The sequence below is a fragment of the Stenotrophomonas sp. YJH_SMC_46 genome (genome assembly GCF_059370315.1).
Genome location: NZ_JCAFTO010000003.1, coordinates 95,098 through 108,273, shown reverse-complemented (window position 1 = coordinate 108,273; position 13,176 = coordinate 95,098). Strand labels below are relative to the sequence as shown.

Sequence of the window (13,176 nt, the reverse complement as noted above, 5' to 3'; positions counted from 1 at the left end):
CGTGGCGTCCGCCCACTGCAGAGCAAGCCACCACGTAGCCAGTGCAATGATTCGCATCGTCGCTGGCCCTCTACGCATCCTTCGACGTCCGTCGTGACCTGTGGCAAAGGCGCACCGCGATGCCATATGGCATTCAGCCCGGACCGACCGCGCAAAGCTCTCTCGTGCTGGGCCATCAACAACAGCGCGGACCACGCTACAGTCGGCGCATGACCCTCGTCCTGCAGATTGAAGGCGCCGCCATTGATGACATCGCCAGCCTTTACACGGAGATCAACCGCGTGTTCATGGCCGGCGAGGCATGGCAGCTCGGGCCGAGCCTGGACGCACTGGACGACCTGCTGCATGGCGGCTATGGCGCACTGGCTGGCCACGCGCAGGCCACGCTGATCTGGCGCGATATCGCCCACAGCCGTTCGGCGCTGGGCGTGGAGGCGACCTGCCAGTGGCTGCAGGCCAAGCTGGACGCACCAGGCAGCTTCAACGCGCGGGCGATCGCCCGCCGGCTGCAGGCGGTGCGACAGGGCGAGGGCCCGACCTACTTCGAGATCGTCATGCAGATCTTCGACAGCCATCGGCAGATCACCCTGGTCCCGGCCTGAACCCTTTTTCGTGCCGCACCGGCCTGCCACCAGTGGCGGCAGCCCTGCGCCCCAGCAGTTACCATGGACGGCCCTGTACCGGCTCCGCTGCCGCCGCCCTCCGGCGCGGCCGGACGCCCCGATTCACGAGTCCCATGTCCAAAGACAAGTCCGCCGAACATACCCCGTTGATGAAGCAGTTCTTCGCAGCCAAGTCCGAGTATCCGGACCTGCTGCTGTTCTTCCGCATGGGCGATTTCTACGAGCTGTTCTACGACGACGCGCGCAAGGCCGCGCGCCTGCTCGACATCACCCTGACCCAGCGTGGCAGTTCCGGTGGCGCACCGATCCCGATGGCCGGCGTGCCGGTGCACGCGTACGAAGGCTACCTGGCACGGCTGGTGGCGCTGGGCGAGTCGGTGGCGATCTGCGAGCAGATCGGCGATCCCGCGCTGGCCAAGGGCCTGGTCGAGCGCAAGGTGGTGCGTATCGTCACCCCCGGCACGGTCACCGACGAGGCGCTGCTGGATGAGCGCCGCGACACCCTGCTGATGGCCCTGTCGCGCAGCAAGCAGGGCTATGGCCTGGCCTGGGCCGACCTGGCCGGCGGCCGCTTCCTGGTCAACGAAGTGGAAACCGACGACGCTCTGGAAGCCGAACTGGCCCGCCTGGAACCGGCCGAGCTGCTGGTGCCGGACGAGGAGAACTGGCCGGAGTTCCTGCGCCAGCGCACCGGGGTGCGCCGCCGCGCACCGTGGCTGTTCGACGCCGACAGCGGCCGCCGCCAGCTGCTGGCGTTTTTCAAGCTGCATGACCTGAGCGGCTTCGGCATCGATGACAAGCCGCGCGCGACCGCAGCCGCGGGCGCCCTGCTCGGCTATGTCGAGGAGACCCAGAAGCAGCGCCTGCCGCACCTGACCTCCATCGCGATGGAGACTGCCGGCGAGGCGATCGCGATGAACGCCGCCACCCGCCGCCATCTGGAACTGGATACGCGTGTTGATGGCGACACCCGCAATACGCTGCTGGGCGTGCTCGACAGCACGGTGACGCCGATGGGCGGCCGCCTGCTGCGCCGCTGGCTGCACCGTCCGCTGCGCCTGCGCGAGGTGCTGGTGCAGCGCCACCATGCGGTGGAAACCCTGATCGATCGCGGCGCGGACGCCGACATCCGCGAGCAGTTCCGCCGCCTGGGCGACCTGGAACGCATCCTCACCCGCGTTGCGCTGCGCTCGGCGCGCCCGCGCGACTTCTCCACGCTGCGCGACGGCCTGGGGCTGCTGCCGGCCGTGCGCGAGGTGCTGGCACCACTGGACTCACCGCGCCTGCAGGCCCTGCATGCCGCACTTGGTGAACACGATGCGTGCGCGCAGCTGCTGGCCAGTGCCATCGCCGAAATGCCGCCGCTGAAACTGAGCGACGGCGGCGTGCTGGCTGACGGCTTCGATGAGGAGCTGGACGAGCTGCGCCGCCTGTCCACCCACGCCGACCAGTTCCTGGTGGACCTGGAACAGCGCGAACGCGAAAGCAGCGGCATTCCCACCCTGAAGGTGGGCTACAACCGCGTGCACGGCTACTACATCGAGATCAGCAAGGGCCAGTCCGACCGCGCGCCGGTGCACTACACCCGCCGCCAGACGCTGACCAATGCCGAGCGCTACATCACCGAAGAACTGAAGGCGTTCGAGGACAAGGTGCTGTCCGCGCGCGACCGTTCGCTGTCGCGCGAGAAGTACCTGTACGAGCAGCTGCTGGATACCCTCGGGGGGCAGCTGGAGCCGCTGAAGCAGTGCGCCGCCGCACTCAGCGAACTGGACGTGCTGGCCGCCTTCGCCGAACGCGCGCAGGCGCTGGACTGGGCCCGGCCGGAACTGCAGGCCGAGCCGTGCCTGAAGATCGAACGCGGCCGCCACCCGGTGGTCGAGGCGGTACGCGAGCAGCCGTTCGAACCGAACGACCTGGACCTGCATCCGGACCGCCGGATGCTGGTCATCACCGGCCCGAACATGGGCGGTAAATCGACCTACATGCGGCAGAACGCGCTGATCGTGCTGCTGGCCCACATCGGCAGCTTCGTGCCGGCCAGCCGCGCATTGATCGGCCCGATCGACCGCATCCTGACCCGCATCGGCGCCGGCGATGACCTGGCCCGCGGGCAGTCCACCTTCATGGTCGAAATGGCCGAGACCAGCTACATCCTGCACCACGCCACCGCGCATTCGCTGGTGCTGATGGATGAGATCGGCCGCGGCACGTCCACCTACGATGGCCTGGCGCTGGCCGACGCGGTGGCCCGCCACCTGGCCTACCAGAACCGCTGCTACACGCTGTTCGCCACCCACTACTTCGAGCTGACCGCGCTGGCCGATGAGCAGCACGAAGGCGGCCGCAGCGGTATTGCCAATGTGCACCTGGACGCGGTCGAGCATGGTGAGGCGCTGGTGTTCATGCACGCGGTGAAGGACGGCCCGGCCAACCGCAGCTTCGGCCTGCAGGTGGCGGCCCTGGCAGGCCTGCCGCGCGCCACCGTAGCGCAGGCGCGCCGTCGCCTGGCCGAGCTGGAACAGCGCGGTGGTGAAAGCCATGCCGCCGAGCTGGCACCACAGGCATTGGATGCACCGCAGCAGTTCGGCCTGTTCGCGGCGCCATCGAACAAGGCACAGGAAGCACTGGCCGCCATCGATCCGGACGAACTGACGCCGAAGCAGGCGCTGGAAGCGTTGTATCGCTTGAAAGCGCTGCTGTAGCCGCAGCGCAACGCTTGGCCTCCTGCCTCGCAGGAGGCCCATCGAAAGATTTCGCAAATCTGATTCTGAGTTTCAATTGACAGAATCTATCAACCTGAACGAATCATTCGATTATTCATTTCATCTGGCGCTAGCTAAAGTCGAGTGAAGATGTTCCACCCCGTCTTCACCCGCAGGAGCCAGCCATGAGCCAGTCCGATAACAACAGCCCCAAATGCCCGTATCACACCGCGCCGTCGCCTGCGGAAGGCGCCCAGCAGCAGCGCGAGCTGAGCACCACGCCGAAACAGAAGCAGGGCGATGATCCGGTGACCCCGATGACCACGGCCTTCGGCGCGCCGGTGGTGGACAACCAGAACAGCAAGACCGCCGGCCCACGCGGCCCGCTGCTGATGGAAGACGTCTGGCTGCTGGAAAAGCTGGCCAACCTCAACCGCGAGGTCATTCCCGAGCGTCGCATGCACGCCAAGGGCTCGGGCGCGTTCGGTACCTTCACCGTCACCCACGACATCAGCAAGTACACCCGCGCCAAGCTGTTCGAGAAGGTCGGCAAGCAGACCGAGATGTTCGCCCGCTTCACCACGGTGGCCGGCGAGCGTGGCGCCGCCGATGCCGAGCGTGACATCCGCGGCTTCGCGCTGAAGTTCTACACCGAAGAAGGCAACTGGGACCTGGTCGGCAACAACACGCCGGTGTTCTTCCTGCGCGACCCGCGCAAGTTCGCCGACCTCAACAAGGCCGTGAAGCGCGACCCGCACACCAACCTGCGCAGCGCGCGCAACAACTGGGATTTCTGGACGCTGCTGCCCGAAGCCCTGCTGCAGGTGACCGTGGTGATGAGCGATCGCGGCATCCCGCGCAGCTTCCGCCACATGCACGGCTTCGGCTCGCACACCTACAGCTTCACCAACGCCGACAGTGAGCGCTTCTGGGTCAAGTTCCACTTCGTCAGCCAGCAGGGCATCGAATCGCTGACCGACGCACAGGCGCAGATCCTGGTCGGCCATGACCGCGAAAGCCACGGCCGCGACCTGTTCGCCGCGATCGAGAAGGGCGACTTCCCGAAGTGGAAGCTGTTCATCCAGGTCATGCCGGAGCTGGAAGCGGAAACCTACCGCATCCATCCGTTCGACCTGACCAAGGTGTGGCCGAAGAGCGATTACCCGCTGATCGAAGTGGGCCAGTTCGAACTGAACCGCAACCCGGTCAACTGGTACCAGGACGTGGAGCAGTCGGCGTTCGCGCCGAGCAACCTGGTGCCGGGCATCGGCCCGTCGCCGGACAAGATGCTGCAGGCGCGCCTGTTCGCCTACTCCGATGCGCAGCGCTACCGGCTGGGCGTGAACCATCACCAGATTCCGGTGAACGCCGCGCGCTGTCCGGTGCACAGCAACCACCGCGACGGTGCGATGCGCGTGGACGGCAACTACGGCGGCCTGCCGCACTACGAGCCCAACAGCTACGGCCAGTGGCAGGAGCAGCCGCAGTATCGCGAACCGCCGATGAAGATCCGGGGCGACGCCGACTTCTGGAACTTCCGTGAGGACGACGCCGACTACTTCAGCCAGCCCGGTGCGCTGTTCCGCAGCTACAACCAGGCACAGAAGGACCGCCTGTTCGCCAACACCGCCCGTGCCCTGGGCGATGCGCCGGACTTCATCAAGCAGCGCCACATCGACAACTGCAGCAAGGCCGACCCGGCCTACGGTGCTGGTGTGGCCGCGGCGCTGAAGGCGCTGGCCAGCCAGCCGTCGGATCCGTTCAAGCCGGCCCAGCCGGAAGCGGACTTCCCCACCGCCACCCCGGGCGCCGAAGACATCGAGCTCTGATCGCCCTCCCCCGTGAACGGCACGCCGCCTCCCTGCGAGGCGGCGTCGCCGTTTTAACGGTACGCGTCGTACCTTCTGCACGCCCAACCCCAATCAAGGATTCCGCAGATGAGCCTGACCGATGAACTTCTCGCCAAGTTGCAGGGCGCCCCGCTGCAGCAGGTGTCGCAGCAGCTCGGCATCAGCGATACCCAGGCTTCCGGCGCGATCAGTGCCGCGCTGCCGGTGCTGATGGGCGCGCTGGGCAACAACGCCTCGCAGCCGCAGGGCGCGCAGGCACTGCTCGGCGCCTTGCAGAACAACCACAGTGGCCTGGACCTGGGCAGCGTGCTCGGCTCGGTGCTGGGTGGCGGCGGCGGCGGTGCCGCCAGCGATGGCGCCGGCATCCTCGGCCACATCTTCGGCGGCAGCCAGCAGAAGGTGGAAACCGGCCTGGCCCAGGCCACCCAGCTCGACAGCGGCCGCACCAGCCAGCTGCTGCAGATCCTCGCGCCGATCGTGATGGCCTTCCTTGCCCAGCGCCTCGGTGGCGGCCAGGCCGATGCCGGCTCGCTCAGCCAGGCCCTGGGCCAGGAAAAGCAGCAGGTGCAGCAGCAGGGTGGCATCGCCGGTGGCCTGCTCGGCAGCGTGCTGGACCAGGACGGTGACGGCCAGCTCGGCGTGGGCGATCTGCTCAAGATCGGCGGCAGCCTGCTGGGTGGCAAGCGCTGAACGATGCCGCCGCCGGGCGTGGCCCGGCGTGATCGGCATCTCCATGGGACGCGCCGGGCAATGCCCGGCGTCTTACCGGTTGCCCGCCTTCAACCGCTCCAGGATCGGCGCAAACACCGGTGCCTTCATCGAACGCGGCGGCGCCACGGTCTTCCCCTTCTCCTGCGCCTGCCAGTACGACCACGGCAGCGGACTGTCGCCCAGCTCGTAGTCCATGCCATCCCAGCCATCCTCGCGGAACGCGTAGAAGGCCCAGTGCACCTTGTCCTGCTCCAGCACCTGCAGCACGTCCTGCAGGTAGCGGCCGCAGTCGGGCCAGCGCCGCATGCAGCCGAATTCGCCGACCACCATGCGGTTGGCCCTCACGCCGTGCATCTTCGCCCAGTCCATCGGCTGCTGCAGGTAACTGCGGATCCGCGCGGCATCCCAGCGTTCGCTGTGTTCGCCAAACGGCACCACGCCTGGGTAGCGATACGGCGTGGTGCGCTTCTGGTTAGGCGCGCTGGTTGCGGCATACGGCTCATACATGTGCACGCTGTACAGCAGTTTCGAATCTGCCAGCGGCGCCGGCCAGTAGTTGAAACCGTCGGCAGCGGCGTACCAGCCGGCATCCAGCATCAACGGCATGTCCGCATCGACCGCACGGATGCTGGCGATCAGGTCCGAATAGAAGCGGCGCAGATCGCGTGGACCGTCTTCCACACCGGCGTACCACTGCTGCATGGCCGCGGCCGAGGCATGCTCGGCCAGGCCAGCACCATACTCGGGAACCGGCTCGTTGATCAGGTTGTAGGCGGCCAGTGCGGGATGGCCCTTCAATGCCGTGGCGAGGTCGCTCCAGAAGCGCCGGGCCGGCGCGTGATTGTCGAAGGACTGCCACAGGCGCGGATCGACCTTGTCGCCGTTGTGCTGCTTCCAGCGCAGCAACGGCAACGACAAAGGGGTCAGCACCACTTTCAGCCCAGCCGCGTCGGCATCATCCAGCACCCGCCGCAGCGTGGCCAGGTCGGCCGGAACCAGGCTACGGTAGTCGTCGGCGTTGCCAATCAGGAAGTCACGCCCGCCCTGCCCCTTCCACTTGTCCGGTACCAGCCGTACCCAGGTCGCACCGGTCGCGCGCAGGGCCTCGAAGTAGCTCCGGTCCGGAGGCGACATGTTCATGCTGTTGCCCCCGCGCTGCGGAGTGTCCCAGAACGTGATGTCGGCCGCGTGCAATGGCGCGGCGGCAAGCAGGGACAGGCACAACAGCATGCGATGCATGGGCAGGCTTCCAGAAGGTGGACTTCCAGCCTGCCCCGCCCTTTCCGAATGCACCGTGACTCACGCCTCCTTTCGCGCCGCGATAGGAACCATGCACCGGAATCGCCGTTCGGTCAGAGCGCGTCGATATCGCCCAACGCGCGGATCAACCGCCGCGCGCGCTTGTCCGGTTTGTGCTCTGGCGGTTGGAACCCATCGCGTGCGGCGATGCGCAGCGCACGCTGTTCGGCACGACGGGCCTTGGAGGCCTCGCTCTCGGCATACAGCTGCTGCGCCGCCGGTGCGGGCCCGCGCTGGTCGCTCAGGCCGAGCACCCGGATCTCGAAATGCTCCTCGCCGCGATCCACCTGCAGCTGCTCACCCACACGCACCGCGCGCGAGGATTTCGGACGCTGGCCCGCGACGCTGACCTTGCCGGTTTCGATGGCCTGCTTGGCCAGGCTGCGGGTCTTGAAGAAGCGGGCCGCCCACAACCAGATGTCCAGGCGGACACTGGGCGACAGCGGGGAAAGCTCGGTCATCGGCAGGGACTACTCCGTTCGCTTGTTCAGGGGACGCGGGTTGTCGGGATCGGTGCGGCAGCCGCTGCCCCCGATCAGGGTGGGTACGCCGGCGGAAAGATCCTGGCGCTGGCTGCCGACCAGGCACTCGGGGCGGTCGGTTGGCCGCACCTGGGTATCGCCCAGCCGGTCACCTGTCGAACATGCGGCCAGTGCGGCGCCGATCAAGGCCAGCGCCACGCTCCGCTTCATCTGCAGTCGTTGATGCATTGCCACATCCTGCAAACCGGCTTGGTGCTAGTGTGCGCCTCCCGGGATTCGATCACCACTCCATGGCCAAAGCGCCGATTGACCTGACCTCCGGCCCGATCGGCCGCAATCTCCTGCTGTTTTCCCTGCCGATCCTGGCAGGCAACATCGCGCAGTCGCTGAACGGTTCGGTGAATGCGGTCTGGGTCGGGCGCTTCCTCGGCGAGGCGGCACTGACCGCCACCGCGAACGCCAACAACATCATGTTCTTCCTGATCGGCTCGGTGTTCGGCTTCGGCATGGCCTCGACCATCCTGATCGGCCAGGCCATCGGCGCGCGCGACATCGCGCAGGCGCGGCGCGTGGTCGGCACCAGCGCCACCTTCTTCATCGGCCTGTCGGTAATCATCGCCATCGCCGGCTGGTTCATGGCCCATCCGCTGCTGGCGGCGATGGGCACGCCGGCCGCCTCGCTGCCGCTGGCCGAGGCCTACCTGCAGATCATCTTCCTGGCGATGCCGACGCTGTACGCGTTCGCCTTCCTTACCGCGGCGCTGCGCGGCGCCGGTGATTCGCGTACGCCGTTCCGTTTCCTGTTGGTGTCGGTGGCCTTGGACATCGTGCTGAACCCGGTGCTGATCTTCGGCATGGGGCCGCTCCCCTCGCTCGGCATCGCCGGCTCGGCGTGGGCCACGCTGATCGCGCAGACGCTGTCGCTGGCCGGCCTGCTGTTGTACATGCGGCACAAGCGCCACACCCTGTGGCTGGGCCGCGCCGACATGCGCCTGTTCAGGCTCGACCTGACCATCCTCAAGGCGCTGGTGATCAAGGGCGTACCGATGGGCCTGCAGATGGTGCTGATCTCGCTGTCGGTGATCCTGCTGATGACCATGGTCAACCAGTACGGCACCGACACCGCCGCGGGCTACGGCGCGTCCCTGCAGCTGTGGAACTACCTGCAGATGCCGGCGATGGCGATCGGCGCGGCGTGCTCTTCGATGGCGGCGCAGAACGTCGGTGCGCAGCGCTGGGACCGCGTACGCGGCACCGCACGCCAGGGCGTGCTGTTCAATTTCCTGCTGACCGGCGCGCTGATCCTGCCGCTGGTGGTGTTCGATCGCCAGCTGCTGGCGCTGTTCCTGCCACCGGCCAGCCAGGCACTGGACATCGCGCGCCACCTCAACCACGTAGTGATCGGCTCGTTCCTGTTCTTCGGCGTCAGCTTCGTGATCTCCGGCGTAGTGCGCTCCACCGGCGCGGTGATTCCGCCGCTGCTGATCCTGGCCGGCTCGCTGTGGGGCGTGCGCGTGCCGTTTGCCGAACTGCTGCAACCGTACTGGGGCGCCGACGCGATCTGGTGGAGCTTCCCGGTCAGCTCGTTCGTGTCTATGCTGCTGTCGCTGGCGTATTACCGCTGGGGCGGCTGGCGCAAGGCGAAGATGATCGGCAAGCCTTCGCACGCTGAGGAACTGGCCACGCCGTCGGAGATTCCGGCCTGTCCACCGTCGCCGGTGGCCGACCCGGATGCCGCGCTGGAGTCAGCCCCGCCACGGTGAGGTGGGTGCGGACCGTTGGTCCGCACAGGCCTGTCAGCCGAGCATGGGCTCGGCTCTACAGAAGACGGTCAGCGCTTCTTCTTCTTCGCCGCATTGAACGCCGCCGCCGCGCGCAGCAGTGCCTTCAACGCCGCGGAATCGGGCATCGCACCTTCATGGATGTCGATCGCACGCCGCGTGTTGCCCTCCAGGCTGGCGTTGAACAGGCCCTTCGGGTCCGCCAGCGCGGCACCGTTGGCGAAGGTCAGTTTCACTGCCTGCTTGTAGGTTTCGCCGGTGCACAGGATGCCGTTGTGCTCCCACACCGGTGTACCGCGCCACTTCCAGGCTTCCTGCACGTCCGGCAGCGCTTCATGGATCAATGCACGCACGCGTGCCAGCGTTTCGCCGCGCCAGTCCCCCAGCGCGGCGATGCGTGCATCGATCAGTTCGGCCGCCGGTGTTCCGGCATCGTCAGGGTTGGGAGCATGCGTGGCCATCAGGGACTCTCGTCGGGAAGGGAAACGGAATGCCGGGCTTACATGCGCTCGCCGGGCAGCGCAGCGGCCTGGCGCACCCAGTCCAGGAACTGCGCTTCATCCAACAGGCCGGATTCGTGGATGTGCAGGTAGCGCGTGTCGGCGCTCCTGGAGGGCTCCGGTGGCACCGGCGTCAAGGCAGCGCCGCGGAAAAAGGCCACCTTGATGTAGCGCGTGAAGCAATGGAAGCTGAGAAACCAGCCTGCGCCCGCAGCCACCGCATACATCGGCGAGTTCCACTTCACCGCCTTGTGCACCCCGGGTACGGCCCGTTCGATCAGGGCATCCAGCCGTGCGCCGATCGGACGTTTCCAATCCGGCATTGCGGCGATGTACGCCTGCACCGGAGCATCGCCCTCGCCCTTGGCGATCTGCGGGTTGCCACCGGTGAGCAGCGTGGGCACAGCGGTGGGTGCGGTTCGCTTGGCGGGCATCGCACGGTACGACCATCGGAATGACGCTGCAGCCTAGCGCGGCCTGTGCCGGGCGTCACGGCGCAGTGCGCCATCGGCTCAGTCCGCCTGCCGCGCGCGGAACCGGCGCCACTCCGGCAGCTGGCGGTGGCGGCGCAGCGAGCGCATCAGCGCCGCCATCACAAGGCCGAACAGCGCTCCGGCCGACAGGCCTGCCACCAGCAACAGCACCAGCGGGCGCTCGCTGCCCTGCCAGAGCATCAGCCACATCAGCGCGGTCCAGAACAGCCCGAACAGCAGGCCCTGCACCAGCGCATTGGTACCGAAACCAGCCAGGATCGGCGGCGGCAGTGCGATGCCTGCGCGCCACAGCAGTCGATGCAACAGCGGCGCCGACTGCGCGCGCGCCAGCCCCGTGTCATCAAGAAAGCGCAGCGCCGATTGGATCACGACGGGATAGTGCGGATTGACGTCATTCATCACCCGATCGTGGCCGATGCAATGCCGGAAACGCAAACGGCCACCCGAAGGTGGCCGTCGCGGCAACAACCGAAGTTGTTTATCAGGCCTTTTCGGCCAGACGGGCAGCCTTGGCGGCAGCAGCGGCAGCCAGGTCTTCCTTGATGCGGGCAGCCTTGCCTTCCAGGCCACGCAGGTAGTACAGCTTGCCGGCGCGGACCTTACCACGACGCTTCACTTCGACCGAGTCGATGATGGCGCTGTGGGTCTGGAAAACGCGCTCGACGCCGTAGCCGTGCGAGATCTTGCGCACGGTGAACGAGGAGTTCAGGCCGGCGTTCTTGGTGGCGATGACGACGCCTTCGTAGGCCTGTACGCGCTCGCGGCTGCCTTCCTTCACCTTCACGTTGACGACAACGGTGTCGCCCTGGCTGAACTTCGGCAGTTCACGGGTGATCTGGGCGGATTCGAATTCCGCGACGATGGACTTGTTCAGCTTGCTCATGGGTTACACCGATTCTTGTTCGGGTGGGCGTGTCGTATCGACAACGTGGGCTCATGCAGTCACCGGACTGTGCTGCACGTTTGTTTTGGGTACTGCGCGCGCCAACCGGGGCTGGCGGGAATTGGCCATGATAGCCGATAAAGCCAGCCCTGCGCTAGGGGCTGGCCTTGGGTTTCTGTGCTTGGCGGGCCTGGTCCAGCAGTTTGCGGTCGGCCTTGCCCAGCGCCTGTTCATCCAGCAGGTCCGGGCGTCGCTGGGCAGTCCGGAGCAGCGACTGCTGGCGGCGCCAGGCGGCGATGGCTGCGTGGTTGCCCGAGCGCAGCACCTCCGGCACGTCTCCCAGCGGGTGCTGGGCCGGCTGGCTGTAATGCGGGCAGTCGAGCAGGCCGAGGTCGCCCTCGAAGCTGTCCTGCGCCGCCGACTCCGCATCGTTGAGGGCCCCCTCCTGCAGGCGGGCCACCGCGTCGATGATCACCGCCGCGCCCAGCTCGCCCCCGGACAGCACGTAGTCGCCGAGGGAGATTTCCTCGTCGACATTGGCCTCCAGGAAACGCTCGTCGATGCCCTCGTAGCGGCCACAGAGCAGGACCATGCGCGGCAGCGCCGCCAGCTCCCGCACCTTGGCCTGGGTCAACCGCGCGCCCTGCGGGCTGAGGTAGATCACCCGCGCCGGGGTTGGATCGGCATCGCGGATCGCCTGCAGGCAGGCCTGCAGCGGCTCGATCAGCATCACCATGCCCGGGCCACCGCCGAACGGACGGTCGTCCACCCGGCGATAGTTGCCTTCGGCGTAATCACGGGGGTTCCAGCCATGCAGGCTGAACAGCCCCTTCTCCCGCGCGCGCCCGACCACGCCCAATCCAGCGGACTGGGCGAGGAACTCGGGGAACAGGGTGATGACGTCGAAACGCATGCGTCTGCTCAGAACTCGGGATCCCAGTCGACCACGACCAGATTGGCCTCGAAATCGACCGATTTGACGAAGTCCGGCAGCACGAACGGGATCATCCGCTCGCGGTCACCACGGACCACCACCACATCATTGGCGCCGGTGCTGAACAGGTGCGAGACCTGGCCCAGGGCGACGCCCTCCGTGGTCGTCACGTCCAGGCCTTCCAGGTCCACCCAGTAGTACTCATCGGGCTTCGGTGGCGGCAATGCACTGCGGGCCACGTAGATTTCGGTGCCGCGCATCGCTTCGACCACGTCGCGGTCCTCGACGCCCGGGAAACGGGCGACCAGGTGCTTGCCGCTGTCACGGCCACGCACACCTTCTATCGTGGTTTCCACGCCGGACGGGCTGCGCACGATCCACGGCTGATAACGGAAAATGGCGGAACGTGGCTCGGTCCAGGACTCGAGCTTGATCTCGCCGCGCACACCAAAAGCGCCGACAACCCTGCCCAGCAGGATGCGGCGCTCGATATCTTTCATCTGCTTCAACCAAGAGGGCCACGCCGAAGCGTGGCCCGTCAGGATCAGGCCGCAGCGGCCTGGGACTTGGTCGCTTCCTTGATCAGGTTGCGGACCTTGTCGGTCGGCTGGGCGCCGTTCTTGACCCAATGGTCAACACGGGCCAGGTCCAGTTCGATGCGCTTCTCGGCGCCCTGGGCGACCGGGTTGTAGAAGCCAACGCGCTCGATGTTGCGGCCGTCGCGCGCGCTGCGCACGTCGGTGACGATGATGTGGTAGAACGGACGCTTCTTGGCGCCGCCGCGGGTCAGTCGGATCTTGACCATGGTGTTTTTCCTATTGCCCAGTCGCCAGGATGGCGAGGTAAGCGGGCGATTATAGCGGCAGAGCCCGGCCTAGCCAACCCCATATGACGCCGCGCCCTCACGGTAGCGC

15 protein-coding genes are annotated in these 13,176 nt (G+C 66.9%); 5 read left to right on the top strand and 10 right to left on the bottom strand.

Annotation, left to right across the window (positions count from 1 at the left end; all coding sequences use genetic code 11):
* Positions 1 to 209 precede the first annotated feature (209 nt).
* From AC5P8C_RS09925 to AC5P8C_RS09910, 4 genes are all read left to right on the top strand, one after another.
* Positions 210 to 602 carry a barstar family protein gene (locus AC5P8C_RS09925; protein WP_019659210.1) on the top strand — a complete coding sequence of 131 codons (393 nt, stop codon included), beginning with the start codon at positions 210 to 212 and terminating at the stop codon, positions 600 to 602.
* A gap of 134 nt (positions 603 to 736) precedes the next feature.
* Positions 737 to 3,328, top strand: a complete 2,592-nt coding sequence (mutS, locus tag AC5P8C_RS09920) for a DNA mismatch repair protein MutS (RefSeq protein WP_495218662.1) — start codon at positions 737 to 739, stop codon at positions 3,326 to 3,328.
* Positions 3,329 to 3,513: 185 nt separating this feature from the next.
* Positions 3,514 to 5,157 carry a catalase gene (locus AC5P8C_RS09915; protein WP_495218660.1) on the top strand — a complete coding sequence of 548 codons (1,644 nt, stop codon included), beginning with the start codon at positions 3,514 to 3,516 and terminating at the stop codon, positions 5,155 to 5,157.
* A gap of 108 nt (positions 5,158 to 5,265) precedes the next feature.
* On the top strand, positions 5,266 to 5,868 hold the full coding sequence (locus tag AC5P8C_RS09910) for a DUF937 domain-containing protein (protein WP_495218658.1): 603 nt from the start codon (positions 5,266 to 5,268) through the stop codon (positions 5,866 to 5,868).
* Positions 5,869 to 5,940: 72 nt separating this feature from the next.
* Here the strand turns inward: AC5P8C_RS09910 and AC5P8C_RS09905 are convergent, their stop codons facing one another.
* The 3 genes from AC5P8C_RS09905 to AC5P8C_RS09895 form a co-directional block, all read right to left on the bottom strand.
* The gene (locus tag AC5P8C_RS09905) at positions 5,941 to 7,128 is read right to left on the bottom strand and encodes a glycoside hydrolase family 5 protein (RefSeq protein WP_019659257.1); all 1,188 of its coding nucleotides are present in this window, start codon (positions 7,126 to 7,128) and stop codon (positions 5,941 to 5,943) included.
* Positions 7,129 to 7,241: 113 nt separating this feature from the next.
* Entirely contained in the window at positions 7,242 to 7,649 is a 408-nt protein-coding gene (locus tag AC5P8C_RS09900; protein ID WP_010483238.1) for an RNA-binding S4 domain-containing protein, read from the bottom strand.
* 9 nt (positions 7,650 to 7,658) lie between these two features.
* Entirely contained in the window at positions 7,659 to 7,898 is a 240-nt protein-coding gene (locus AC5P8C_RS09895) for a hypothetical protein (RefSeq protein WP_010483240.1), read from the bottom strand.
* 62 nt (positions 7,899 to 7,960) lie between these two features.
* Between AC5P8C_RS09895 and AC5P8C_RS09890 the strand changes: the two genes are divergently transcribed.
* Positions 7,961 to 9,433 carry an MATE family efflux transporter gene (locus AC5P8C_RS09890; RefSeq protein ID WP_495218655.1) on the top strand — a complete coding sequence of 491 codons (1,473 nt, stop codon included), beginning with the start codon at positions 7,961 to 7,963 and terminating at the stop codon, positions 9,431 to 9,433.
* A 68-nt stretch (positions 9,434 to 9,501) separates the two neighbouring features.
* On the opposite strand, the gene AC5P8C_RS09885 is transcribed toward AC5P8C_RS09890, so the two are convergent.
* The 7 genes from AC5P8C_RS09885 to rpsP all read right to left on the bottom strand — a co-directional run bounded on the left by AC5P8C_RS09885 (position 9,502) and on the right by rpsP (position 13,067).
* The gene (locus tag AC5P8C_RS09885) at positions 9,502 to 9,912 is read right to left on the bottom strand and encodes a DUF1801 domain-containing protein (protein ID WP_019659260.1); all 411 of its coding nucleotides are present in this window, start codon (positions 9,910 to 9,912) and stop codon (positions 9,502 to 9,504) included.
* Positions 9,913 to 9,950: 38 nt separating this feature from the next.
* The gene (locus AC5P8C_RS09880) at positions 9,951 to 10,385 is read right to left on the bottom strand and encodes a DUF1801 domain-containing protein (protein ID WP_019659261.1); all 435 of its coding nucleotides are present in this window, start codon (positions 10,383 to 10,385) and stop codon (positions 9,951 to 9,953) included.
* 78 nt (positions 10,386 to 10,463) lie between these two features.
* A complete protein-coding gene (locus AC5P8C_RS09875; protein WP_019659262.1) occupies positions 10,464 to 10,844 on the bottom strand; it encodes a DUF6404 family protein in 381 nt (126 codons plus the stop codon).
* Positions 10,845 to 10,926: 82 nt separating this feature from the next.
* Positions 10,927 to 11,328: a 50S ribosomal protein L19 gene (rplS, locus tag AC5P8C_RS09870; protein ID WP_005408597.1), complete on the bottom strand. Its 402-nt coding sequence runs from the start codon at positions 11,326 to 11,328 to the stop codon at positions 10,927 to 10,929.
* 154 nt (positions 11,329 to 11,482) lie between these two features.
* On the bottom strand, positions 11,483 to 12,241 hold the full coding sequence (gene trmD, locus AC5P8C_RS09865) for a tRNA (guanosine(37)-N1)-methyltransferase TrmD (RefSeq protein WP_019659263.1): 759 nt from the start codon (positions 12,239 to 12,241) through the stop codon (positions 11,483 to 11,485).
* A gap of 8 nt (positions 12,242 to 12,249) precedes the next feature.
* Positions 12,250 to 12,762 (bottom strand): ribosome maturation factor RimM, encoded by a 513-nt coding sequence (gene rimM, locus AC5P8C_RS09860; RefSeq protein ID WP_019659264.1) that lies wholly within the window; start codon positions 12,760 to 12,762, stop codon positions 12,250 to 12,252.
* A 44-nt stretch (positions 12,763 to 12,806) separates the two neighbouring features.
* Complete coding sequence (gene rpsP / locus AC5P8C_RS09855) at positions 12,807 to 13,067, bottom strand: 30S ribosomal protein S16 (protein WP_005415733.1); 261 nt, start codon at positions 13,065 to 13,067, stop codon at positions 12,807 to 12,809.
* Between the last annotated feature and the right edge of the window lie 109 nt (positions 13,068 to 13,176).

Excerpts from the sequence above, each read along its gene's own strand:
- AC5P8C_RS09910 (WP_495218658.1), top strand. The coding sequence starts at position 5,266 with ATGAGCCTGACCGATGAACTTCTCGCCAAGTTGCAGGGCGCCCCGCTG.
- AC5P8C_RS09880 (WP_019659261.1), bottom strand. The coding sequence starts at position 10,385 with ATGCCCGCCAAGCGAACCGCACCCACCGCTGTGCCCACGCTGCTCACC.
- trmD (WP_019659263.1), bottom strand. The coding sequence starts at position 12,241 with ATGCGTTTCGACGTCATCACCCTGTTCCCCGAGTTCCTCGCCCAGTCC.
- AC5P8C_RS09885 (WP_019659260.1), bottom strand. The coding sequence starts at position 9,912 with ATGGCCACGCATGCTCCCAACCCTGACGATGCCGGAACACCGGCGGCC.
- AC5P8C_RS09900 (WP_010483238.1), bottom strand. The coding sequence starts at position 7,649 with ATGACCGAGCTTTCCCCGCTGTCGCCCAGTGTCCGCCTGGACATCTGG.
- AC5P8C_RS09890 (WP_495218655.1), top strand. The coding sequence starts at position 7,961 with ATGGCCAAAGCGCCGATTGACCTGACCTCCGGCCCGATCGGCCGCAAT.
- AC5P8C_RS09905 (WP_019659257.1), bottom strand. The coding sequence starts at position 7,128 with ATGCATCGCATGCTGTTGTGCCTGTCCCTGCTTGCCGCCGCGCCATTG.
- rplS (WP_005408597.1), bottom strand. The coding sequence starts at position 11,328 with ATGAGCAAGCTGAACAAGTCCATCGTCGCGGAATTCGAATCCGCCCAG.
- mutS (WP_495218662.1), top strand. The coding sequence starts at position 737 with ATGTCCAAAGACAAGTCCGCCGAACATACCCCGTTGATGAAGCAGTTC.
- AC5P8C_RS09925 (WP_019659210.1), top strand. The coding sequence starts at position 210 with ATGACCCTCGTCCTGCAGATTGAAGGCGCCGCCATTGATGACATCGCC.
- rimM (WP_019659264.1), bottom strand. The coding sequence starts at position 12,762 with ATGAAAGATATCGAGCGCCGCATCCTGCTGGGCAGGGTTGTCGGCGCT.
- AC5P8C_RS09875 (WP_019659262.1), bottom strand. The coding sequence starts at position 10,844 with ATGAATGACGTCAATCCGCACTATCCCGTCGTGATCCAATCGGCGCTG.
- rpsP (WP_005415733.1), bottom strand. The coding sequence starts at position 13,067 with ATGGTCAAGATCCGACTGACCCGCGGCGGCGCCAAGAAGCGTCCGTTC.
- AC5P8C_RS09915 (WP_495218660.1), top strand. The coding sequence starts at position 3,514 with ATGAGCCAGTCCGATAACAACAGCCCCAAATGCCCGTATCACACCGCG.
- AC5P8C_RS09895 (WP_010483240.1), bottom strand. The coding sequence starts at position 7,898 with ATGCATCAACGACTGCAGATGAAGCGGAGCGTGGCGCTGGCCTTGATC.